This window comes from Rhodococcus sp. SMB37, from assembly GCF_004345605.1.
Classification (GTDB): domain Bacteria; phylum Actinomycetota; class Actinomycetes; order Mycobacteriales; family Mycobacteriaceae; genus Rhodococcus.
Map to the genome: position 1 here is coordinate 319,974 of NZ_SLVY01000006.1, position 22,777 is coordinate 342,750.

Here is a 22,777-nt window from a genome sequence, read left to right on the forward strand (position 1 = left end):
TCACCGCGGAAGGCCGAGGACACGTTCCCCGATGATGTTCCGCTGAATTTCGGAGGTGCCGCCGCCGATGGACTGTGAGAAGGAGTGCAGGTAGGTCCCCGCCCAGCCGTCCTCGTCCCATCGTGAGTTTCCACGCAAGGCCTCCGATCCGAGGATGTCCATCGCCAGCGCGGAGACCTCCTTGGTGACATCGGAGTACAGCAACTTGAGCATCGAACCCTTCGGTCCGGGCGTGTCGGACTTCATGTTCTCGCCGATTCCGACGTAGGTCATGGCACGCAGGGATGCGACGGAGGCGCGGACCCGCGCCAGCCGGCGTGCAAGTTCGTCATCGGCGATAGCCGGGCGTCGGCGGTCGGGTCCGACGTGGTCGCGGGCGTAGTCGATGAGCTTCTCCACGATGCGGGCCAGACGGACCTGGTTGGCGGTGAACGCGGTGCCGCGTTCGAAGGACAGGGTCGACATGGCAACGCTCCAGCCGTTGCCGATTTCCCCGACGACGTTGCTGAGCGGGACTCGCACATCGTCGTAGAACACCTCGCAGAATTCGGCTCCACCCTCCATCGTTTCGATCGGGCGGGTGGTGATGCCGGGGGTCTTCATGTCGCAGATGACCCAGGTGATGCCCTTGTGCTTCGAGTCGCTGTTTTCGGTGCGAACGAGTAGTTCCTGGTAGTCGCCTATGTCGGCGTAGCTGGTCCAGATCTTCTGTCCGGATACGACCATGTGGTCGCCGTCCATGACCGCTTTGGTCTTGAGCGAAGCGAGATCCGAACCTGCATCCGGTTCGGAAAACCCTTGGCACCAAAGTGATTCGCCGCGAAGAATCCTCGGAAGATGAAACGACTTCTGTTCCTCCGATGCCCTGGTGATGAGGGTCGGCCCGGCGTGGTTGAGGCCCACGAAGTTGGCGTCGATGCCGGGGAAGCCCTGGGCGGCATACTCCTCGTACCAGATCAGTTGCTGGAGCAGTGTAAGGCCGCGGCCGCCGTACTCGGTCGGCCAGGCGATGCCCGCCCAGCCGCCCTCCCATTGGGCGTGTTGCCAGGCCAGATCGTAGTCGCGGATCTCAGCGTTGTTCCGGGGGCGCGGTTCGGTCGGTTTGTTCTCGACCAGCCACGTGCGTACTCGATCCCGGAACTCCACCTGTTCCCTCGTGAAGTCCAAATCCATGGGAGACCTTCCTCGTATCGGATCCGCGGATCCGTTATCTTCACCCGAGTATAAGTGACAATAACGTCAGATTGAAGTATTAACTCTGCTGTCTTCCGCAGATGTAGCGGGTGACGAGGGCTTCACTGCCGCGAGCCAGCAACGTCACGTCCGCGCCGACGAGGACGAAGTGCGCACCCGCGCCCACGTAGCGGCGTGCGAGCGATTCGTCGAATGCGTTGACGCCTGCGGTCTTGCCGCATGTAGTGATCGTATGCAGGGCTTTCTCGATGGTCTCGACGACTTCGGGCGCATCGGGACGGCCCAGATATCCCATCGATGCGGCAAGGTCGGCAGGTCCGATGAATACAGCGTCGACGCCGTCCGTGGAGGCGATGTCGGGAAGTGCCTCCAGTCCCTCGACGGACTCGACCTGTACCGTGACGGTCAAGCCCTCGTCTGCAGTGATGAGATAGTCAGAAATTCGGTTCCATCGGGAGGCGCGCGCGAGTGCACTGCCCACTCCGCGGATACCCTCGGGCGGATACCGGGTGGCCGCGATGACGGCCCGCGCAGCGTCGGCAGACTCGATCATCGGCACAATCAGGTTGGTCACGCCGATATCGAGCAATTGCTTGATCGCCACCGGATCTGCCGATGCGGGCCGCACCAGCACCTCGACGGGATACCCGGCCACTGCCTGCAGCTGTGCGAGCGTCGACCGGATGTCGTTGGGCACGTGCTCCTGGTCGAGCATCAGCCAATCCATCCCCGAGCCGGCGCAGATCTCGGCGCTGTAGGCATTGCCCGAGGCGATCCACATGCCGTACTGCGTGCGGTCGCCGCGCAGCAGCTCTGCCCACCGATTCTCGGTCATCGGCTCTGCTCCTCATTGCGCTCGAACGCGATCGACACCGTGCCCAGCGGGCCGTAATCGGCGACGAAGGAGTCGCCGGGTTCTGCGAAGATCGGTGTGGTGAAGGACCCGGCAAGGATCACTTCACCGGCGTCGAGACCCACGCCGTGCGGGGCGAGCCGGTTCGCGAGCCATGAGACACCATTGGCCGGATGGTTCAGAACTGCTGCAGCAACACCGGATTCCTCGATGACGCCGTTGCGGAGAAGTAGGGCTGATACCCATCGTAGGTCGATATCCAACGGCTTGACCACCCTCCCGCCGAGTACCAGCCCGGCGTCGGCGGCGTTGTCGGCGATGGTGTCGACGATCGTGCGCAGGTGTCCCGTGTCCGGATCGCTCATCTGCACCCGGGCGTCGAGGATCTCGAGCGCGGGTGTCACGTACTCGGCCGCGCGTAGCACGTCGAACAGTGTCACGCCGGGGCCTTTCAGTGGCTCACCGAGAACGAATGCGAGCTCGACCTCGATGCGCGGCCGGATGAACCGCCCCGCGGGCACCGAGCCGCCATCGTCGAAGAACATGTCGTCGAAGATCGCACCGTAGTCGGGCTCGGTGATCGACACTGCGCGCTGCATGACCCGGGACGTGAGCCCGATCTTGCGGCCACGTACCACCCGGCCGTCGGCGACTTCGAGTTCCACCAGGCGACGCTGGACGGCATATGCGTCCTCGATGGTCATCTCCGGGTATTGCAGCGACAACTGCCGGATCGGGACACGAGTCCTTTTGGCCTCGTAGAGGCGGCGTGCGGCGTCGTCGAGCGCGGCGTCATCGAGGGTTCCCTCGGCAGGTTGTCCACTCATCGGTTGTCCATTCATCGTCTCGTCTGTTCGTCCATCGCCCGTCGACTCATCTCGTGAGGAAGGCGACCGCCGCCGGGTTGAAGCTTTCGGGGTCCTCGAAGTGCGGCCAGTGGCGCACCTCTGCCATCTCGAACACCTCCGAGTTCGGGATGACCCGTGCGACGGTGCGTGCCGTCGACTGGTATTCGCCGTGATCCTTGCCCGAGGCGACGACCATGGTCGGGGCAGTGATGGTCGCCCATTTCTCCTCGGGAATGAGGTTGCGGTCGCGGGCCTCGGCATCCTGCAGGATCAGCAGGTGGTCGATGCTCTCGCGCGTGTCATCGCGCTGGTAGATGGCCTGGCGCAGCGCGACGAGGTCGGGCAGGCGATTGCTCTCGTCGGCGATGAGATGCTCGAAGACCTTGTGGATCGATTCCCAACTCGGGTTGTTGACGGCCTCGGTGCGCTCGGCGCGGATGCGGGCCATGTTCGACGCTGTGGCGATGAGGCCGGCGGGGGACATGAGGATCAGCTTGGTCACGCGGTCGGGGTGCTCGACCGCGGTGGCTGCCGATACCCAGGCGCCCAGCGACATGCCGATGAAGTGTGCCTTGTCCATGCCGAAGTGGTCCAGCACTGCGAGAACTTGTCGGACGTACACCGAAATCTCGTAGTCGTAGTCGGGCTTTTCCGAGAAGCCGTTGCCGACCATGTCGATCGCTACGCAGTGGAAGTGCTTGCTCAGTTCGGAGAGGTTGGGGGCGAAGGTCTCCCAGTGTCCGCCGGTGCCGTGCAGCAGGATCGCGTGCGGCTTGTCCGGCGAACCTGCTTCGGCGTATCGGGTGCGGACGCCGGCCACCTCGACGAAGCCCTGACGGAACTCGAGTTCCCGAAGATAGCCCCAGATGCTGCGGTAGTTCTCCGTGTCGATGGTGGGTGCGGACGTGGCGATCGTTGTCTCGGTCATGCGCGGACCTTTCAGGTGGCTACGGAGGTGGTGTCGGCGGAAACGATCGCCGACACCACCGAAGTGGTTATCTGGTCAGAGTGTGCATCTTTGATGTGCATGCACCAATGCGCTCTGATCTGCACTCTTAGTACGGGAACCAGTTGGGGTCATTCGATCCAGACCATTGTTTCTGACAGTTGCATACGATATGACTATGGGGGGTCTTCGCGAGATGAGCAAGCCCCCGCTGACGCGGCCACACGTGTCGGTGACGTCAACAGCTAAGGATGTCGAGCGCAATGTCTGCATCTGCCGGAACCGGACCTGCACAGAACGGTGCTCACCATGTGGTCAAACGTCGGTCGTTGGCGGAGCTGGTCAACGAGTTCGCTGCCGTCGGAGTCAGCCTCGATACCAGTGGCAACGGACCGAGACTGCTGGTTGAGGACTTGGAGTCGGGAGATCACATTTTCCTGACTCCGCTCGAGCTCGCGAGCCTGTGCCTTGCAACCGAGGAAGACCGTGAGGACTGGATCCGAGTCGGCAACTACCGCGAATCCCGAGACCCCTCCTTCGGGCGCGAGCGCGGGCCCGGCGGTAACGGAGTCCGGTCATGACTGCAGAGGTAGCACTGGTCGGACTGGGAATGACGCCCATGTCCTTGAAGGCGGGTGACACACCGCTGCAACTGGCCTGCGAGGCCACCCGATCGGCCCTGGCCGACGCCGGTCTGACCCACTCCGATGTGGACGGACTGCTCGTGGGTTCGAGCCAGGGTGTGCGCCCCGACCGCCTCGGTGTCGCATTCGCGACGCAGGGAGGTTTCTCCGATCTTCGACTGCTCGAGCACGTCGAGATCAAGGGCGCGACGACGATTGCGATGATCCAGCGTGCGCAGCTTGCGCTCGACACCGGTGCGGCCCGCACCGTCGTGTGCGTGTTTGCAGATGCGCCGCTGGTCGCTGGCAAGGGCGCAGGATCGACGTACGCGCACAGTGGAGGCCGGACCGGGTCCCGAGGACTGGAACGGGCATCGGGCCTGCTGGGTTCCGTCCCTACCTATGCACTTCTCGCCAACCGGTGGATGCACCTGCACGCCGGTACCCCGGACGACCTGTGCGCGGTCGCCACCGTCACCCGCGACTGGGCGCTGGGAAACCCGGATGCCGTGGTGCGCACCCCTCTCGATGCTGACGGGTATTTCGCAAGCCCGATGATCGCGGAACCGTTGCGACGACTCGACTGCGCGCGCCCAGTCAACGGAGCGGTCGCGGTCGTGGTCTCCAACGATCCCGCAGCGGGCGACAATGCCCGCCTCGTGGTGCGTGGCGTCGGACGTGATCATCCGGTGCGTCACCGGCGTGCCGGTCGTGAGTCGTGGTTCGGCGGCGGCCGACGCGCGGTCGACGATGCGCTGGCCACAGCGGGGATGACACGCGGCGACCTCGACGTCGCTCAGTTGTACGACCCGTTCTCCGTCGTGACTCTGCTGCTACTCGACGAGTACGACCTCACGAGGGGAGTGCCGGCAGGCGAATTCGTCCGGACAGGCGGCACGGCGAAGGGCGGCGCGTTGCCCACCAACACCGGAGGAGGCCAATTGTCCGGTTTCTATCTCCAAGGAATGACCCCGCTCGCCGAAGCGATGATCCAGCTACGCGATCAGGGCGGCGACCGGCAGGTGGCAGGCGCCACCACTGCACTGGTCGGCGGTATCGGCGGTCGCATCGACCACCATGCTGCGATGATCCTGGAGCGGACGGCATGACCGCCCCACAGAATGCACCCGACTGGCTGCTCCACGACGAGCTCTCACCCGACGTGGACAACGATCCGCTCGCCCCGATGTACGAGGGCAGTGCCCGCGGCGAACTGGTCCTGCCCTTCTGCACATCGTGCCTGCTTCCGCTGGACCTCGAACAGCCGGTCTGCGACGGATGCGGGTCGCTCGAATGCGTGTGGCGTGTAGTGGCACCGGTCGGGACAGTGCATTCGTCCACGGTCATGCACCGAGCCGAACCTGGATTGGTTCGCATCGACGATCCGTATCCGATCATCGATGTCGAGCTCGCCAGCGGACATCGTCTCATCATGACCACGCTCGAATCGACGCAGCTCCCGCTGCCCATCGACGCGCCGGTCCGCGTCGCATTCCGCAATCTCGGAAAGATCGCGGTCCCCGCAGCTCAACCCACAGCCCCAGCAGAGACGGAGGCCTCTTCATGACCACCATCGAATCGACGCCGACCCAGACGGACGATTTCGACGTCACCCGCATTGTGCAGGAAGATCGAGTGCACGGTTCGGTCTACACCTCTCCGGAGATCTTCCAGCGCGAGTTGGACACCATCTTCCGCACCGGATGGGTGTATGTCGCGCACGAGAGCGAAGTCAGCGAACTGGGTGACTACGTCACCCGCGTCATCGGCAAGGATCCGGTCGTGGTGTCGCGCGGAAAGGACGATGAGATCCGCGTTCTGCTCAACCGGTGCACGCACCGAGCCAACAAGCTGTGCAACGCGGAGAAGGGCAACGCCAACTCCTACCGGTGCCCCTACCATGGCTGGACCTTCAGCAACGACGGTTCCCTCTCCGCTGTTCCCATGCGGAACGGCTACGGGGAAGCCTTCCAGAAGGTCAAGTCCGAACTGGGTTTGGCGCAGGCGCCGCGTGTGGACAGCTACCGAGGGTTCATTTTTGCCTCGCTTGCCGCCGAGGGCGTCTCGTTGACCGAACATCTCGGGCGTTCGACGACGGCGATCGACCGGTTGCTGGCGCTGTCGCCGACCGGCACGATCGACCTGCGCGCCAACTGGATGAAGCACCACCACCGCGCCAACTGGAAGATGGTCGTCGAGAACAACGTCGACGGCTACCACGCACTGTTCACACACGCGTCGGTCTACGACGCAGTCCGGCCCGCAAAGGTCTCGCACGTTCCGTCCAAGGTCGACGTCGTCGTCCGCGATCTGGGCGACGGGCATTCCGAAATCGACTACTCTGCCGAATACCGCAAGCTCGACGACGAGTTCATCTGGTACGGACGTACTGAAAGGGAGAAGCTCCCAGAGTACGCCGAGGCGATGGAGGATGCATACCCCGCCGACGAATTGCATGACGCACTCGTCGTCGGTCCGCCACACACCCTCATCTGGCCCAACTTGTTCCTCGCTGAGATGAACATCATGTTCGTCGAGCCGATCGCGGTGAACGAGACCATCGCGTATACCACCGCTGCGTTGTTCCCCGGCCAGGACCGGATGAACCAGAAGATGCTTCGCCGCGCCGAAGGGGCCATGGGCCCGGCCGGCTTCCTGATCGCCGACGACGGTGAGATCGGGCTGCGAAACCAGGCCGGTCTCGCAGCCGAAAAACCCGAATGGCTCGTTCTCGCACGCGGCCTCGAAACCGATATCGAAGACGAGACCGGAATCGTCAACAGCGACAAGAGCGCAGAGACCCCGCAGCGCGGCTTCTATCGCCAGTGGGCCAAGGTCGTCGGACAGGAGAGCTGAACATATGACCACCATCGAAACCCCGCTCACGCCCGAAGCGTCGCGTAACGACGCACCCAAAGCACTTCCGGCTCCGGAAGCGGACATCGTTGCGTTCCTGAACCTCGAGTCCCGGCTCGCCGACGAGGCCCGGTACTCCGAGTGGGAACAGCTCTGGGACGACGATGCCCTGTACTGGTTGCCGATGCATCCGGACGACGACCCGACCACGAGCCTGTCGTACATCTACGACAACCGACGACGTATCAAGAGCCGTGTCGCACAGCTCAACACCGGCAACCGGCATTCGCAGACTCCGCCGTCTGTGATGCGCCGAATCCTCGGAAACCACGAGATTGTCGCATCCGACGCCGACACCGTCACCGTCGAGTCCAATTTCGCCCTGTTCGAATACCGTTACACGCAGCGGATCTGGGCAGGACGTGTCGTTCACAAGGTACGTCGCACCGGCGGGGGACTGCGCCTCGTGTCCAAGACCGTCCACCTGATCAGTGCAGGTGGAGCCGTGGAGACGCTGGCCTTCCTCATCTGACCACTATGCGCGGGATCGGGTCGGAAATCCGGATCCCCATCCCGATCCCGCGGGACCATTGTCTCTGAAACCTGATTGCGAGAAACCCGTGCTCGTTGGAGATATTCCACGCAACAACGCCCGCCGCTACCCGACGAAACCCGCAGTGATCGAGAGCGGACGGACTCATACCTGGTCCGAAGTGGATGAACGGGCAACTCGTCTGGCCAACCACTTTCTGGCCAGCGGCCTGATCAAGGGCGACCGGATCCTGGTTATCGCACGCAACTGCATCGAATGGCCCGAGATCACGTTCGCGTTCGCGAAAGCAGGCCTCGTCGCCGTTCCGGTCAACATTCGACTTGCACCGGACGAAATGGCCCATATCCGAGACGATTCCGGGGCACGCGCGGCTGTGGTCCATTCGGCCCAGGTCGAACGCTTCGGCCTCGAACTCAACGAGCTCGACGCTGTGGTCCAGATCGGTGGCGACGCGGTCGGCATCGAATACGAGGCTGCGCTGCGCGCCGCATCGCCCATCGATCCGGCCCCCGCGGACCTGACACCCGACGACATCCAATTCATTCTGTACACCAGCGGAACCACCGGCCGTGCAAAGGGCGTCGTGCATGCCCACCGCGGCATGCTCGCCCAGGCGGTCGACACCAACCTCGTTACAGAAGGAAACCGTTCCGACGTCTTCCTCGCCACCACACCGTTCTTCACGGCCGGCGGAATGGTCCGCACACTGGCGTGGACATACCTGGGCCAGACCATGGTGATCCACCAGCGCTTCGATCCGAAGGCTGTGATCGACGAGATCGAACGCAGCAGGATCACTTTCACCACCTTCATCCCGACGATGCTGCAGCGCACGCTGAAGATCCTCGAGGAAGGGCCGATACGAGACGTATCCAGCCTGCGGCGGATCAGCTACGGCTCCGCGCCAGTTCCGCCCAACCTGGCGAAGAAGGCCATGGACATGCTCGGATGCGATCTGCAACAGCGATACGGATTGACCGAATGCGGTGGCCAGGCCACCATTCTCACACCGCAGGACCACCGCGACATGGTGGCAGGGGAGGAGTCGATCCGCACTTCGTGTGGACAGGAGACACCGATGTGCTGGATTCGGATCGTCGACACGGATGGCAATGAACTGCCCACGGGCGAAATCGGCGAGATCGTCATCGTCAGCGATGCGAACGCAATCGGGTACTGGAACCGTCCACAGCAGACCGCCGAGACATTTCGTCCGACCGGTCTGTGGTCCGGCGACCTCGGATTCCTCGACAGCGAGCGATATCTGCACATCACCGGCCGCAAGACCGACATGATCATCTCGGGTGGTTTCAATGTGTATCCGGCCGAGATCGAACGAGTCATCGGGCATCACGAGAACGTCGAGCTGGTCGCAGTGGTGGGCGTGCCCGACCCCGAATGGGGCGAGACGCCGGTAGCCGTGATCGTACCGAGAAGCAGTGTCGACACCGAGGGTCTTGCTGCGGAACTCACCAGCTTGTGCCGCGCGGAACTGGCGGGATACAAGCAGCCGCGTCGTTTCGAATTCCGCAGCGAAATGCCACTGGGTCCGGCAGGCAAGATTCTCAAGAGAGTCGTCGCAGACGACCTGATCGCAGTGGGAGCGAAACATTGACGACCACCGCCGCCACAGCCACTCGTCTTTCCACCGCTAGTATCTGGGAGCTCGTCGATGCCCGGGCCCGAGTGACCCCTGATGCGCAGTTCGCGGTCAACGAGCACCGCAGATCGTTCACGTTCGCCGAGTTCCGTGATCTCGCCGAGGGGGTCGCCGCCGCCCTCTACGAGCGCGGTGTCCGCGCAGGCGATGTCGTGTCCTGGCAGTTGCCGACCACAGTCGAGTCCATGGCCCTTGCAGTAGCTCTGACCCGGCTCGGAGCAGTGCAGAATCCATTGGTGATGATGCTGCGGGACAAAGACGTCAAGTTCATCACCGATCAGCTCGAGACATCGCTGCTGATCGTCCGGTCGGAATTCCGCGGATTCGACCACGCGGGCATGGCCGCGCGGTTGGCCGCCGCGAGGCCGGGGATGGACGTCCTCGCGGTCGACGATTCGATGCCGGCGAGTGCGCCGGCGATCCTCCCGCCACGCGCGTTGATGTCCTCCGAGACACGATTCGGTCCGGAGATCTCGTGGATCCTCTATACCTCCGGTACGACGTCGGCACCGAAAGGCGTCAAGCACACCGATCGTACCCTGCTCGCCGCATCCGCAACGTTCACCGACAATCTGCAGACCACACCGCACGATCGGTGTGCGGCGCTCATCCCGATCGGGCACGTCGGCGGCCTCGGCCACCTGCTGCACGCGCTGGAAATGGGACACACCTTGTTGGTCGGCGCTACGTTCGTGCCGGAAGAGACCACAGACTTCCTCATCGAACAGGGCGTGACACTCGTCGGTTCCGGCCTCCCCTTCACCAACGAGTACCTGAGGATCTCCCACGAACGGGGCATCGCACCGTTGTTCCCGCAGGCACGTGCCGTGCTGATGGGCGGAGCCGGACGTCCGCGCACCCTTCATGAGGATGCCAAGAACCGACTCGGTGGTGTCGGGATCATCTCCGGCTACGGAATGACCGAATGTCCGTACGCGACGTGGGGCCGACCCGGCGACACCGACCTTCAGCACGCAGAATTCGAGGGTGTGCCGGGTAGGGGCGGCGAAATCCGTGTCGTCGATGCGGACGGCAGGCAGCTTCCGGTCGGTGAGGTCGGCGAGATCCGGTTGAACGTTCCACAGATGTTCAAGGGTTATGTCGACTCCTCCCTCGATGCCGACGCGTTCGACGCCGACGGGTTCTTCCGGACCGGCGACCTCGGCTTCCTCGACGCCGACGGCTGTGTCTCCGTCACCGGACGGATCAAGGACATCATCGTCCGCAAGATGGAGAACGTCTCGGCTCGCGAGGTCGAGGAAGTACTGGTCGGTGATCCGACCATCGCCGACGTCACGGTGATCGGACTTCCCGACCCGGTCACCGGTGAGCGTGTGTGCGCACTGGTCGTTCCGGTCGACCCCGACACACTTCCCACTCTCGAATCCGTCCGCGACTACCTGCGGACCACGGACCTGAATGTGCGGAAGTTTCCTGAACAGGTCGAGATCCTCGACGTGATTCCCCGCAACCCGCTGGGCAAGGTCGCCAAGAACGACCTGCGCAAGCAATTCATCGACCTCGACGGACAAGCGGTGCCAGACAACAGCGACACAACTGCAACGACCACCGCTACCGAAATCCTCGAGTTCGAGACGATCGAATTCGAGGTCGCCGACCACATCGCGACCATCACGCTCAACCGGCCGGACCGGCTCAACTGCTTCAACGAGACGATGGCCCAGGACATGGCCGCAGCGTGGGCGCGGGTCCGCGACGACGACGACATCCACGTCGCGATCCTGCGTGCCAACGGTGAGCGCGCGTTCTGTACGGGTGTGGACCTCAGCGAGGGAGCGTGGTGGGCGCACCTGAACAGATGGAATCAGGAGGACCCGGGTATCGACCTCGGTCCCAAGCAGCATCGGGTATGGAAGCCGGTCGTGTGCGCCGTGAACGGTATGGCAGCCGGTGGTGCGATGTATTTCATCAACGAGTCCGACATCGTGATCTGTTCGGAGGACGCCACGTTCTTCGACCCGCACGCCAACGGCGGAATCGTGTCGGCACTCGAACCGATCGGCATGCTCGCTCGTGGAATCCCCGTCGGCGAAGTGCTGAGGTGGGCCCTGCTGGGGAGTGACGAACGGATGACTGCGGACACGGCGTTGCGTGCGGGCATCGTCACCGAGATCACGCCCACCACGGAGTTGCGGGAGCGAGCGCATCAGCTGGCCACGGAGATTGCCGGCCGCCGGCCCGAGGCGATCCAGGGTACGGTCCGCGCAATTTGGGAGGCCCTCGAAATGAACCCGACCACTGCTCTTCGAAACGGGTTGTCGTACACGCAGATCGGAAACCAGGGCGACGGACGATCCGACTCTCGCAAGAACAAGCGCACCCCGCGCTTCCGCTGACCGCGCTCCCACGATGCGCTAGAACAGGAGTACACATGAGCAGCAGCGTCGAGACAGACCAGCTCCTCCGATTCGGGCAGCTGATCGGTGGTGTCGAGGTCCCGGCGGTTTCCGGAAAGACGTATCGAAGCCTCGATCCGTATACCGGCACGCCGTGGGCCGAAGTCCCGGACGGAAGCAAGGAGGACATCGACCGCGCCGTGGAGGCGGCACGCAACGCACTGAACGGCGAATGGGGCCGCCTCACTGCCACTGCGCGCGGCAAGCTGCTGCGGAAGGTCGGCGACATCATCGCTCGCGAGGCCGACAACCTCGCCGAACTCGAGGTGCGTGACGGCGGCAAGCTGATGCGCGAGATGTCGGGTCAGATGAAGGGCCTGCCCGAGTACTACTATTACTACGCGGGTTTGGCCGACAAGCTCGAGGGCAGCGTCGTTCCGACCGACAAGTCGAACTTCCTCGTGTACACCACGCACGAACCGGTGGGTGTCGTCGGTGCGATCACACCGTGGAACTCGCCGCTGCTGCTCCTCACCTGGAAGCTGGCCGCGGGCCTCGCTGCCGGGTGCACTTTCGTGATCAAGCCGAGCGACCACACCCCGGCATCGACGCTGGCCTTCGGACGGTTGTTCGACGAAGCGGGATTTCCGCCCGGTGTGGTCAACGTGATCACCGGCTGGGGTCCCGAGACCGGTGCCGCGCTCGCGTCGCACCCTGGTGTCGACAAGATCGCCTTCACCGGATCCACCGGGACCGGGATCAAGGTCGGGCAGGCCGCGATCGAGAACATGACCCGCTTCACCCTCGAGCTCGGCGGTAAGTCGGCGCAGGTCGTCTTCCCCGACGCGGACCTCGATGCCGCGGCCAATGGTGTGGTTGCGGGTATCTTCGCAGCGACCGGGCAGACATGCCTGGCCGGTTCGCGGCTTCTCGTGCACGAGTCCGTCGCCGACGAACTGGTCGCGAAGGTGGTCGACCGTGCGTCACGAATCGTGATCGGTGACCCCAAGGATCCGAAGACGGAGATGGGGCCCGTTTCCAACGAACCGCAGTTCCAGAAGGTTCTGTCGCATTTCGAATCCGCTCGCGAGCAGGGTGCCACGATCGCCTACGGCGCCGAGCCCGTCGAGGAGCTTGGCGGATTCTTCGTCAAGCCCACCGTTCTCACGAACGTCACACCCGACATGAGAGCGGTTGCCGAGGAGGTTTTCGGACCCGTGCTCGCGGTGTCGACCTTCACCGAGGAAGACGAGGCGGTCACAGCAGCCAACAGCACCGAGTTCGGGCTCGCGGGCTCCGTGTGGACCAAGGATGTCTACCGTGCGCACCGCGTGGCCGGGCAGCTGCGCGCCGGCACGGTGTGGGTCAACGCCTACCGCGCGGTGTCTCCACACGTCCCCTTCGGCGGTATGGGCGCGAGCGGCATCGGCCGCGAGAACGGCATCGACGCCATCAAGGACTTCACCGAGACCAAGGCCGTGTGGGTGGAGTTGAGCGGCCAGACGCGCGACCCCTTCACTCTCGGCTGACCGAATACTCCGGAATCGTAAGGAAAAGCATGACCGACAACGGAAAGATCGACGCCGTCATCGTGGCAGGGGCCCGTACCCCGATCGGGACTGCGTTCAAGGGCACCCTCAAAGACACCACCGCGATGGAACTCGCGCAGGTGGTGGTGAATGAGGTCCAGCGGCGCTCGGGTCTGGATACGTCGCAGATCGACGACATCATCCTCGCCGAGTCCAACTACGGTGGCGGTGACATCGCGCGGCACGCGGCCATCGTCGCCGGAATGCTGCAGGTACCAGGGCAATCCGTGAATCGTCACTGCGCGGGAAGCCTGACCGCCATCAGCAACGCTGCGGCGGCGATCATCGCGGGCGCCGAGAAAGCCATCATCGCCGGCGGTACCAACTCGTCGTCGACCGCGCCGTGGCAGAAGTTCCGCACCCCGGGCACGGTCGACGAATTCACCGAGAAGTGGATGCCGCCGACCCACCCGGACACCGCCGAAGCGCCGAACATGGACATGTCCATCACCGTCGGATGGAACACGGCCAAGGAAGTCGGCATCACCCGCGAAGAGATGGATGCGTGGGCCGTTCGCTCGCACCAGCGGGCGATCGCTGCGATCGAAGCGGGTGCCTTCAAGGATGAGATCGTCCCGGTGCAGGCATTGCAGGCGGACGGTAGCCGTGTGGAATTCACGACCGACGAACACCCGCGGCGGGACAGCACGCTCGAGAAGCTCGCGAGCCTGAAGTTGCTCCACCCCGAAATCGAGGGATTCTCCGTGACGGCGGGCAGTGCGAGCGGCATCAACGACGCGGCCGCCGCCGTGGCGATCGTCGGCAGCGAACTCGCCGCGGAACAGGGACTGATTCCCCTTGCGACGGTGCGGGCGTGGGCGGCGTCGGCGGTGGATCCGGCCAGGACAGGCCTGGCGGTACTCGATGTCATCCCCAAGGTGCTCGACCGCGCAGGCGTGGGAATCGACGACGTAGCGCTGTGGGAGATCAACGAAGCGTTCGCATCGGTGCCGATCGCGGCCTGCAAGAAGCTCGGCATCGACGAGAACATCGTCAATGTGCTGGGCAGCGGATGCAGCCTCGGGCATCCGGTAGCAGCGTCCGGCGCGCGCATGGTCATCTCTCTCGTCCACGAGCTGCGCCGTCGCGGGGGCGGCATCGGTGTCGCGGCGATGTGTGCGGGCGGGGGACAGGCCGGTGCGGTGGTGATCGAAGTTCCGACAGGTTCCCACTAGAAATGAACAGTACTGTCAGATAGACTGGGCTCAGGCGCCCCGGACGGGTGACGAGATCCTCGGCTGGGGCGCCTGACTACTTGGAGGGTCGAGCGTTTCGGCGAGGGAGGTGCAGCGAATGCAGGCGACACCGAGTCGTACAACGTTCCGCGGTGCGGGAGTCGACCTTGTCGGTGATCTATGGACCGCCGAGGTGCATGAGGCTCAGGTGCACGGTGTTGTGCTTTTCCTGCATGGCGTGGCGCAGACCAGGCATTCCTGGCGTCGCACGGCCGCGCGACTCGCGCCGGCCGGGTGGGTGGCCTATACGGTCGATTTGCGCGGCCATGGCGACAGTGAGTGGGCGGCCGACGGAAGTTACGGCGTCTCCGCGCACCTGGCAGATCTCCAGGAAATTGTTCGCACCGTCAGAAATTCCAATCCGGGACTTCCTGTTGCCATCGTCGGGGCCTCACTCGGAGGCAAGGTCGCGCTGATCGGTCTCGGGGAGGACCCTGATCTTGCCGACATCCTCGTCCTGGTCGACATCGCCGTCACGGTAGAGATGGGTGGCGGTCGCAGGGTGCGAGAGTTCATGAAAAGCGCACCGGTCGGATTCGCGTCCCTCGAAGAAGCCGCAGAGGCGGTCTCGGCCTACAAGCCAGGGACGCCGCGCGCGGGCAACGCGGACGGCCTCCGGAAGAATCTGCGCCTGCGTGACGGCCGCTGGTACTGGCACTGGGATCCGGCCATGCTCGCCCCGCAAGACTCGACGGATCCGGACGCGCCTGTCAGTGAGGAGATCCGGCAGCGGGCCTCGGAGGCTTCGCAGAGGATCACTCGCCCTGTGCTACTTGTTCGCGGGCAGGCGTCGGATGTGGTGTCCGCGGCCGGAGTAGACGAGATGCGCGGCCTGATTTCACATCTGGAGGTGATCGATGTGCGTGAAGCCGGGCACATGGTCACCGGAGACGACAACGACATGTTCACCGCCGGTCTCGGCGACTTCCTGACGCGAGCTGCGGCAGGACACAGTGTTTTTCCGAAGGGAACGGGATAAGACGATGAGTTCCGAGACAATAGCTCCGGATTCGGAGCAGCGGTCGTCCGGAGGGGCGACCAAGCTTGAGCAGGTGGTGATCCGCATTGCGGGTGACTCCGGCGACGGCATGCAGCTCGCCGGTGACCAATTCACAGCTGAGGCAGCCGCATTCGGTAATGACCTGGCAACTCAGCCGAATTTTCCTGCCGAGATCCGGGCACCCCAGGGGACTCTGCACGGTGTGTCGAGCTTCCAGATCCAGATCGCCGAATACGACATTCTTACCGCGGGCGATCGGCCGGATGTGCTGGTCGCGATGAATCCTGCTGCGTTGAAGGCGAACATCGCCGATCTTCCTCGCGGCGGAACGCTGATCGTCAACACCGACGATTTCACCAAACGCAACCTGGTGAAGGTGGGTTACGACAGTAATCCACTCGAATCCGAGGCTTTCGAGGAGTACCAGGTACATGCCATTCCGATGGCGACGCTGACGATCGGTGCGGTCGAATCCGTCGGTATCGGTAAGAAGGATGCCGAGCGGTCCAAGAACATGTTCGCCCTCGGCGTCCTGTCCTGGATGTACGGTCGTCCGTTGGCTGCGATCGAGGAGTTTCTCGAACAGAAGTTCGCGAAGAAGCCGGACATCGCGAAAGCGAACATGCTCGCGCTGAAAGCCGGGTGGAACTACGGCGAGACCACCGAGTCGTTCGCCACGACCTACGAGGTTGCCCCGGCGAAACTCCCCGCCGGGACCTACCGCCAGATCACCGGCAACACAGCCCTTGCCTACGGCCTGGTCGCGGCGGGGCAGTCGGCAGGTATGGATGTGTTCCTCGGGACCTATCCGATCACCCCGGCTTCGGACATCCTCCACGAGTTGAGCAAGCTGAAGCAGTTCGGTGTGGTGACATTCCAGGCGGAGGACGAGATCGCCGGCATAGGTGCGGCGATCGGCGCGTCCTACGGTGGCGCCCTGGGAGTGACCAGTACGTCCGGGCCAGGTGTCGCGCTCAAGTCCGAGGCGATCGGTCTCGCGGTGATGACCGAACTCCCACTCATCGTCGTCGATGTCCAGCGCGGCGGCCCGTCCACCGGTCTACCCACCAAGACGGAGCAGGCCGACCTGTTGCAGGCAATGTTCGGACGCAACGGAGAATCTCCGGTCGCGATCGTCGCGCCGCAGTCACCCGCCGATTGTTTCGACGCCGCGTTGGAAGCCGCCCGGATCGCCGTCACCTACCGCACACCGGTGATGTTGTTGTCCGATGGTGCGATCGCCAACGGTTCGGAACCGTGGTCCATCCCGGACGTCGGTTCACTGCCCGCCATCGAATCCGACCTCGCCACGGCGCCGCATGATGCGGATCAGGCCGACGCGTATCTGCCGTATGCTCGCGATCCCGAGACCCTTGCACGAGATTGGGCTGTACCCGGCACCGCGGGACTCGAACACCGCATCGGCGGACTCGAGAAGGCCAACGGTACCGGCGACATTTCCTACACCCACGACAACCACGAGCTGATGACTCGGGTGCGCCATGCACGGATTGCCCGCGTCGAGGTGCCGGATCTGGTCGTCGACGATCCGGATGGCGATGCCGACATCCTGGTACTGGGGTGGGGATCATCCTTCGGGCCGATCGGCGAAGCTGTGCGTCGGATGCGACACTCCGGGCACACGATCGCTCGTGCACACCTGCGGCACCTGAACCCGATGCCCGCCAACCTCGGTGAGGTCCTCGGACGATACCGGCGAGTGGTGGTGCCGGAGATGAACCTCGGCCAGTTGTCGATGCTGTTGAAGGCTCGCTTCGACGCCGACATCCAACCCGTGACCAAGGTGTCCGGAATGGCCTTTCTCGCGGATGAACTGCACGAGGCACTTCTCGGGGAGTTCGCCGGAACCCTTGCTGCCACCGAAGCCGCGAAGACACCCGCCGCCGTTGCCGCTGTTGTCACCCGATGACAGTGCGCACCGATTTGGAGAACACCATGACCAGTGTCATCTCGAACGGAATCGATTCGAGCGCCCGCGTCGGCATCGACCTGGGCCTCAGCGCCCTCGCCGACATACCGCGCACCGACGTACCGCAGAAGGCGAAGGACTTCATGTCCTCGCAGGAAGTGCGGTGGTGCCCCGGATGTGGCGACTACGTCATCCTTGCAACGGTCCGCAGTATGCTGCCGCAACTGGGGCTGAAGCGCGAGAATATCGTATTCGTGTCGGGTATCGGCTGCTCGTCGCGGTTCCCGTATTACCTCGAGACCTACGGGGTGCATTCGATCCATGGTCGTGCACCGACCATCGCGACCGGCCTGTCCGTCACCCGTCCGGACCTGTCGGTGTGGGTCGTCACCGGTGATGGCGACTCGCTGTCCATCGGCGGTAACCATCTCATCCATGCACTACGCCGCAACGTGAACATGCGAATCCTTATGTTCAACAATCGGATCTACGGACTGACAAAAGGGCAATATTCGCCGACTTCGGAGGTCGGCAAGATCACCAAGTCGACACCCATGGGTTCGATCGATGCGCCGTTCAACACGATGTCATTGGCGATCGGTGCGGAGGCGACCTTCGTGGGACGTGCGCTTGATTCCGATCGTGCCGGACTGACAGAGGTTCTGCTGGCAGCCGCCCAGCACCGGGGTTCGGCATTCGTCGAGATCCTGCAGGACTGCCCGATCTTCAACGACGGATCGTTCGACGTTCTCCGCAAGGAAGGTGCCGAGTCGCGACTGATCCATGTGCGGCACGGTGAGCCGATCGTGTTCGGTGCCGACGGCGAACTATGTCTGGTGCGCAAAGGTTTCGGATTGAGTGTCGCTCGTACGAGCGACGTCGATCCGGGCCACATCGTTGTCCACGATGCGCACACCGACGACCCCGAATACGCCTACGCACTGTCGCGGTTGTCGGACCAGGGCCTCAACTACACCGTGACCGGAATCGTGCGTCGGGTCGCGCGCCCCACCTACGACGATGGCGCCCGCGAGCAGGTCGTCCGCGCCAAGGAAACCACGCCGGCAGACCTGCAGCAGGTTCTCGACGGCAACAACACCTGGACCGTCCTCTAGACCAATTGCTTTCGAGATCCACTGCCGCCACCCGGCTGCAGCTCCAGGTCACATCCGATTCGACGAAATGAGAGATCCATGACCCTCGACACCGACGCCGCGAACCGCGCCCTCGCAGGCCTGCGCCCGTTCCCGGTTGCCATCACCACCATCAACGGTGGGTTCGCGAACGGTCTCATGTCGCTGTCCGCCGGATCGGCCAGCATCATCCCCGAGGCCCCGCGCGCCACCATCAGCCTCACCAAGTACAATAAGACCCACGACATGGTGCTCGAGTCCGGGATCTTCGTGATGCACATGCTCAGCTCCGAAGATGACCAGGTCGACAAGTCGCTCGAGATCCTCATGACGCTGGGTGGCAGCTCGGGCCGCGACGGCGAGAAGATCTCGAAACTGCGTACCAAGACAGGTGTCACCGGAGCGCCCATCCTTCTCGATGCCCACAGTTACGTCGAGGCGCGCGTCTCCGCGTCGCTCGACGTGCAGGAGAGCACGATCTTCGTGGGCGACGTGGTCGGCGCCGAGATCCTCAACGACGGTGGACGTCTGCGAATCGGCGACGCGTGGGGCAAGCTCCCGCAGGACTGGATCGAACAGTACGACGCGAACCACGTCCCTCAGCTCGAAAACGCACGCGCCCGCCGTTTCGGCACGACCGTCTAGAAGGAGTCTCGTGACCACCGTCGAAGACACTTCGATCACCGGCGCCTGGGAACTACCCGAGGAGTTCCGCATGCTGCGGGACACCGTGCGCCGGTTCATGGCGACCGAGGTTCACCCGCTCGAAGACACCCTTCCGCACGACGCCGCCGGTTTGCCGCGCGAACAGTTGCTGGTGCTTCAGGAGAAGGCACGCAAACTCGGCCTGTGGGCCATGCAAACCCCGGCCGAGTACGGCGGCGCAGGACTGAGCGTCCTCGGGCAGGTCGTTGTCGCTGAAGAAGCAGCCAAATGCCGTATGGGAGCATTCTTTCCGGCTCTCGGTGCTTTCGGTGGCAACCCACCCAACGTGATGTTCAAGGCGCCACCCGAACAGTTCGCGAAGTTTGCGCAGCCGATCATCGACGGCACGGCAACCAAGGCCTACACCTCGATCAGCGAGGCGTCCGGCGGCTCCGATCCCGCCCGCGCCATCCAGCTCAAGGCTGTCCGCGACGGCGACCACTACGTACTCAACGGAAGCAAGATGTGGACGAGTCACGCGGAGAATGCAGACTGGGGCGTGGTGTACGCACGCACCGGCGAAGGACGCGGCGGGATCTCGTGTTTCATCGTCGAAAAGGGCACACCCGGGGTCTCGTTCCATCGCATCAACGTCATGGCGTCCTTTGCTCCGTTCGAGGTGCACTTCGACAACGCGCGGATCCCTGTCGGCAATCTGATCGGCGAGGAAGGAAAGGGCTTCGCGCTCGCAAGTGATTTCCTCATCTACGGCCGGATCATGTACGCAGCCGGGCCGATCGGCATTGCGCAGGAAGCGCTCGACATGGCATGTCGGTGGGCGAAGGACCGCGACGTGTTCGGAGGCAAGCTGTCCGACAAGCAGGGCATCCAATGGATGCTCGTCGAGTGCGAGGTGGAACTGCGCGCGGCACGGCTGTTGATGTACCAGGCCGCGTGGAACGCCGACCTCGGCAAGGACGTCAAGGTCGATGCCTCGGTGTCGAAAATGTATGGCACCGAAGCGGCATTCAAGATCCTCGACCGGTGCATTCAGATCCACGGTGCACTCGGCTTGTCCGACGAGCTGCCGCTCGAGCGCTGGTACCGCGACCTACGCGTCAAGCGTCTTGGCGAAGGCGCCACAGAAGTACAGCGTGTCGTGATCGCCCGCGAGTTGCTGCGCTGACGGAGAGGGGCAAGCCATGCTGCTGAAGTTCAATCTGATGTTCCCGATGCGCGCGGTGAAGCGCTATCCGCAATGGATCGGAGACGGCAGTCTCGGAAAGGCGGCCAGGCTCATCGAGGATGCCGGCTTCGACGGGTTCTCGATGAGCGAGCATCCGTACCCGGACAAGGACTGGCTGGCAAACGGAGGGCATCACGCCTTCGATCCCTTCGTATCGCTGAGCATGGCCGCGGAGGCCACCAAGCGGATCCGTCTCATCACCTACGTCATGGTCGCCGGGTACCGCAGTCCGTACCTGGGCGCAAAATCGGCGTCGAGCCTCGACGTCCTGTCCGGTGGTCGCCTGACCCTCGGTATGGCCGCCGGATATCTGAAGTCGGAGTTCGACGCGCTCGGAGCGGACTTTTCGCGACGTGGCAAGCTGCTGGACGAGGCTATCGCCGCGATGCGGGCGACATGGGCGGGCCTCGATCACGAAGGTTCGGAATTCGTTGTGAAAAACCATGTTTCGCTTCCCTTGCCAACTCAGGAAGGCGGCCCACCCATCTGGATCGGGGGCAACAGCAAGGCGGCGCAGCGCCGGGCCGTTGAGTCCGGGGACGGATGGATGCCGATGGCGCAGAACGCGCGTACGGCCGAAATCACCCGCACGCCGGCTCTCGAGAGTATCGACACGCTCCATTCCCTGATCACCGAGCAGAACAAGCGCCGCGCCGAACTGGGCAAGTCGGACATCGACGTGAGCTTCGTGCCGTTCGAGAAGGATTTGCTGCGTACCGAAGGAACCTCGGCGTTCTGCGCCGCACTGGCACCGCGACTCGACGAGTACGCCGGCTCCGGCGTCACCTGGATCACGATCGAGCCGACCAGCCGCAGCTATGACGATTTCGTGCGCGATATCGAGTTGATGAGTGACACGCTGATCCGCCGCTAGTGAGGGAAATGAGGTCCGATGCACATCGCCTTTACCGACAGCATGCTCGCCCTCCGGGACGAACTTCGTGCCTATTTTGCGGGTCTGGTGACCGCAGAAGAACGCTCGAGCAAGGAAATATTCGGCCGAGATCGTCTGAAGGAAATCTCCGCAACACTCGGCCGTGACGGCTGGCTCGGGATCGGCTGGCCGGTCGAGTACGGCGGCCAAGGCCGTTCCGAACTCGAGCAGTTCGTGTTCTTCGACGAAGCCAAGCGCGCCGGCGTCCCAATTCCGATGCTTGCGCTGAACACCGTCGGCCCCACACTGATGACATACGGTACCGAGGAGCAGAAGCAACGCTACCTACCGTCGATACTCAGCGGTGAGATCGATTTCGCTGTCGGGTACACCGAACCCGGATCCGGCACGGACCTCGCGTCGCTGCAGACCCGGGCCGTGCGCGACGGCGACGACTATGTCATCGATGGCAACAAGATCTTCACGACCGGTGGCGCGGTATCCGACTACATCTGGCTTGCCGCACGCACCGACCCTGCCGCACCCAAACACAAGGGCCTGTCGATATTCATCGTGCCCACAGACAGCCCCGGGTTCGAGGTCACGCCGCTTCCGACCATCGCCGAGGACGGCGTACGCGCGACGACATCGACGTACTACTCGAACCTACGGGTACCGGTGGCCAACCGGGTCGGAGACGAGAACGACGGCTGGCGGCTCATCACGACGCAGCTCAACCACGAGCGCGTCGCACTGGCGGCGTCGCGCGGCTGGATCCTCGGCCTCGCCGAGGAAGGCCGGGAGTGGGCCGCCGCTGCCGAGACGAGCGATGGCGGTCGGTTGATCGACACGCCGTGGGTACGCCACACGCTCGCGCGGGTCGATGCGAGGCTCGAGGCGATGAAACTGTTCAACTGGCGCATGGTCGCTTTGGCCAACGGCGGCGGTGCGCTCACCGCACATGATGCAGCAGTGTCGAAGGTGTACGGCACCGAAATGCTCATCGAGGCCACGGCCGATCTGCTCGAGGTACTGGGCCACGCAGGATCCCTGCGGAACGGCTCTCCGGGCGCTGTGCTGCACGGGCGGGTCGAGACTGCGTATCGCGGCGCGGTCGTGGGCACCTTCGGTGGCGGTAACAACGACATGCTGCTGGAGATGATCGCGACATCGGCGCTGGGAATGGTGCGCGCGAAGCGGTGAGCGCTCGCCGCCGACGATCGATCACATCGGAA

At 63.8% G+C, this 22,777-nt stretch carries 20 protein-coding genes and 1 pseudogene; 17 read left to right on the forward strand and 4 right to left on the reverse strand.

What is annotated here, in order from left to right; genetic code table 11:
* The 4 genes from EV641_RS12925 to EV641_RS12940 form a co-directional block, all read right to left on the reverse strand.
* Entirely contained in the window at positions 1-1,173 is a 1,173-nt protein-coding gene (locus tag EV641_RS12925) for an acyl-CoA dehydrogenase family protein (RefSeq protein ID WP_132472117.1), read from the reverse strand.
* 79 nt (positions 1,174-1,252) lie between these two features.
* On the reverse strand, positions 1,253-2,029 hold the full coding sequence (locus EV641_RS12930; protein WP_132472118.1) for an aldolase/citrate lyase family protein: 777 nt from the start codon (positions 2,027-2,029) through the stop codon (positions 1,253-1,255).
* Positions 2,026-2,874, reverse strand: a complete 849-nt coding sequence (gene hpaH, locus EV641_RS12935) for a 2-oxo-hept-4-ene-1,7-dioate hydratase (RefSeq protein WP_132472119.1) — start codon at positions 2,872-2,874, stop codon at positions 2,026-2,028. The genes EV641_RS12930 and hpaH overlap by 4 nt, the downstream gene beginning before the upstream one ends.
* 46 nt (positions 2,875-2,920) lie before the next feature.
* Positions 2,921-3,823 (reverse strand): alpha/beta hydrolase, encoded by a 903-nt coding sequence (locus tag EV641_RS12940; RefSeq protein ID WP_199233233.1) that lies wholly within the window; start codon positions 3,821-3,823, stop codon positions 2,921-2,923.
* 281 nt (positions 3,824-4,104) lie between these two features.
* Between EV641_RS12940 and EV641_RS12945 the strand changes: the two genes are divergently transcribed.
* The 17 genes and pseudogenes from EV641_RS12945 to EV641_RS13020 all read left to right on the forward strand — a co-directional run bounded on the left by EV641_RS12945 (position 4,105) and on the right by EV641_RS13020 (position 22,745).
* Positions 4,105-4,422: a hypothetical protein gene (locus EV641_RS12945; protein ID WP_199233234.1), complete on the forward strand. Its 318-nt coding sequence runs from the start codon at positions 4,105-4,107 to the stop codon at positions 4,420-4,422.
* On the forward strand, positions 4,419-5,573 hold the full coding sequence (locus EV641_RS12950; protein ID WP_132472120.1) for a thiolase family protein: 1,155 nt from the start codon (positions 4,419-4,421) through the stop codon (positions 5,571-5,573). Before EV641_RS12945 ends, EV641_RS12950 begins: the two co-directional genes overlap by 4 nt.
* Positions 5,570-6,031, forward strand: a complete 462-nt coding sequence (locus EV641_RS12955; protein ID WP_132472121.1) for an OB-fold domain-containing protein — start codon at positions 5,570-5,572, stop codon at positions 6,029-6,031. The genes EV641_RS12950 and EV641_RS12955 overlap by 4 nt, the downstream gene beginning before the upstream one ends.
* Entirely contained in the window at positions 6,028-7,320 is a 1,293-nt protein-coding gene (locus EV641_RS12960; RefSeq protein WP_132472122.1) for a Rieske 2Fe-2S domain-containing protein, read from the forward strand. Before EV641_RS12955 ends, EV641_RS12960 begins: the two co-directional genes overlap by 4 nt.
* Positions 7,321-7,324: 4 nt before the next feature.
* Positions 7,325-7,852: an aromatic-ring-hydroxylating dioxygenase subunit beta gene (locus tag EV641_RS12965; protein ID WP_132472123.1), complete on the forward strand. Its 528-nt coding sequence runs from the start codon at positions 7,325-7,327 to the stop codon at positions 7,850-7,852.
* Between the two features lie 88 nt (positions 7,853-7,940).
* Positions 7,941-9,488, forward strand: coding sequence for an AMP-binding protein (locus tag EV641_RS12970; RefSeq protein ID WP_132472124.1), 1,548 nt, complete (start codon positions 7,941-7,943; stop codon positions 9,486-9,488).
* Positions 9,485-11,005 (forward strand): annotated as a pseudogene (locus EV641_RS29765) (AMP-binding protein); the annotation flags it as partial. The gene EV641_RS12970 and the pseudogene EV641_RS29765, both read left to right, overlap by 4 nt.
* A gap of 108 nt (positions 11,006-11,113) precedes the next feature.
* A complete protein-coding gene (locus tag EV641_RS29770) occupies positions 11,114-11,890 on the forward strand; it encodes an enoyl-CoA hydratase/isomerase family protein (protein ID WP_241997174.1) in 777 nt (258 codons plus the stop codon).
* A 35-nt stretch (positions 11,891-11,925) separates the two neighbouring features.
* Entirely contained in the window at positions 11,926-13,419 is a 1,494-nt protein-coding gene (locus EV641_RS12980; protein ID WP_132472126.1) for an aldehyde dehydrogenase, read from the forward strand.
* Between the two features lie 29 nt (positions 13,420-13,448).
* On the forward strand, positions 13,449-14,654 hold the full coding sequence (locus EV641_RS12985) for a thiolase family protein (RefSeq protein ID WP_132472127.1): 1,206 nt from the start codon (positions 13,449-13,451) through the stop codon (positions 14,652-14,654).
* A gap of 118 nt (positions 14,655-14,772) precedes the next feature.
* Positions 14,773-15,693, forward strand: a complete 921-nt coding sequence (locus EV641_RS12990) for an alpha/beta hydrolase (protein WP_132472128.1) — start codon at positions 14,773-14,775, stop codon at positions 15,691-15,693.
* 4 nt (positions 15,694-15,697) lie between these two features.
* Positions 15,698-17,644: a 2-oxoacid:acceptor oxidoreductase subunit alpha gene (locus EV641_RS12995; protein WP_132472129.1), complete on the forward strand. Its 1,947-nt coding sequence runs from the start codon at positions 15,698-15,700 to the stop codon at positions 17,642-17,644.
* 26 nt (positions 17,645-17,670) lie between these two features.
* Positions 17,671-18,759, forward strand: coding sequence for a 2-oxoacid:ferredoxin oxidoreductase subunit beta (locus EV641_RS13000; protein WP_132472130.1), 1,089 nt, complete (start codon positions 17,671-17,673; stop codon positions 18,757-18,759).
* Positions 18,760-18,837: 78 nt separating this feature from the next.
* The gene (locus EV641_RS13005) at positions 18,838-19,422 is read left to right on the forward strand and encodes a flavin reductase family protein (RefSeq protein ID WP_132472131.1); all 585 of its coding nucleotides are present in this window, start codon (positions 18,838-18,840) and stop codon (positions 19,420-19,422) included.
* A 70-nt stretch (positions 19,423-19,492) separates the two neighbouring features.
* A complete protein-coding gene (locus EV641_RS13010) occupies positions 19,493-20,608 on the forward strand; it encodes an acyl-CoA dehydrogenase family protein (RefSeq protein WP_132472186.1) in 1,116 nt (371 codons plus the stop codon).
* A 16-nt stretch (positions 20,609-20,624) separates the two neighbouring features.
* Positions 20,625-21,542: an LLM class F420-dependent oxidoreductase gene (locus EV641_RS13015; RefSeq protein ID WP_132472132.1), complete on the forward strand. Its 918-nt coding sequence runs from the start codon at positions 20,625-20,627 to the stop codon at positions 21,540-21,542.
* Positions 21,543-21,560: 18 nt separating this feature from the next.
* A complete protein-coding gene (locus EV641_RS13020) occupies positions 21,561-22,745 on the forward strand; it encodes an acyl-CoA dehydrogenase family protein (RefSeq protein ID WP_132472133.1) in 1,185 nt (394 codons plus the stop codon).
* Positions 22,746-22,777: the final 32 nt, after the last annotated feature.